Genomic DNA, 974 nt, shown 5'->3' with positions numbered 1-974 from the left:
ATAAATGCTCTTTCAGTATTAGACCAAGCGCTATGATAGCCCTGCTCTTTATAGAATTGACCAACAGCGTCTTTCATAGAGCTATCGGCTTCAAAAATTCTCATTTTTACTCCATTTGCATAACGCCGCATTAAGGTGTGAGCGGCGCTTGGCTATACTTGAGCGAAGCGAAACTGCCAAGCGTTGCGAATCACTCTTAAATGCTTTGTTAGCTTTTTCCATTTACTCGGTATTCTTTGCCTTCAAGTCTTATGACAGTTTCTATACCTGCATTCATCAGCTCGAAGCCTAGATTGAATGGTACTTGTTTATTTTCTGGTATAAATGCTGCGTAAACATCAATACCACCATACAACCTGATATGCACCATAAACAATCCATGCTCATCTGGTTCGACAAATTGATAGTAAAAGACGTCAGGATTTTTTCCGTGCATTTCTACGCCTCTTAAGTCGATTTCTGCACGATCCTTAATAAATTGAACAAAGTTATTGTTTGCAGTATCGGTGCTATGCAGATAGCCCAACATTACTTTTACTTGCCCCTCAAAGCGTTTTTGAAAGTGATGAAAATAGAGCCCATAAGCTATATGGGTAAAGCACTCTCGCAAACGAGTATGATCAGGTGTACCCCAAATAACTTCGAGAAAATTATTGTCACGCTCAAGCACATAGTGCTTTCTCTTTTTGAAAGCTGCATCTAGCAGGCGATTTGATGAACGCTTAATAGCTCGATTAACTTTAGTAAACTTGTGTTGGTAGCCTATTGAGTTGTTACCAAATATCCCAGCCAATGAAACCATCAAAAACTCATCGTCTTTACTCTTTGCGCTATTATGGATATCACAACTGTAATGGTACGGTTAACTTGGATGGTATTTAAGCCTTATAATTATCACTACTTATAAGGAATCTGATATGTCACCAAAACTACGAGTGCAAATCACCCCTCAACAGAAGCTTGAATATGCCAAG

Annotated in this window: 1 protein-coding gene; it reads right to left on the bottom strand. The window is 39.0% G+C overall.

Features of this window, described 5'->3' with window-relative positions; genetic code table 11:
- Nucleotides 1-208 precede the first annotated feature (208 nt).
- A complete protein-coding gene (locus EYW48_RS21260) occupies nt 209-802 on the bottom strand; it encodes a hypothetical protein (RefSeq protein WP_277433055.1) in 594 nt (197 codons plus the stop codon).
- Nucleotides 803-974: the final 172 nt, after the last annotated feature.

The organism is Vibrio sp. 1180_3 (genome assembly GCF_029478545.1).
In the GTDB taxonomy this organism is placed as follows: Bacteria; Pseudomonadota; Gammaproteobacteria; order Enterobacterales; family Vibrionaceae; genus Vibrio; species Vibrio aestuarianus.
Note: the sequence above shows the minus strand (reverse complement) of the source record. Positions and strands in the feature narration are given on the sequence as shown.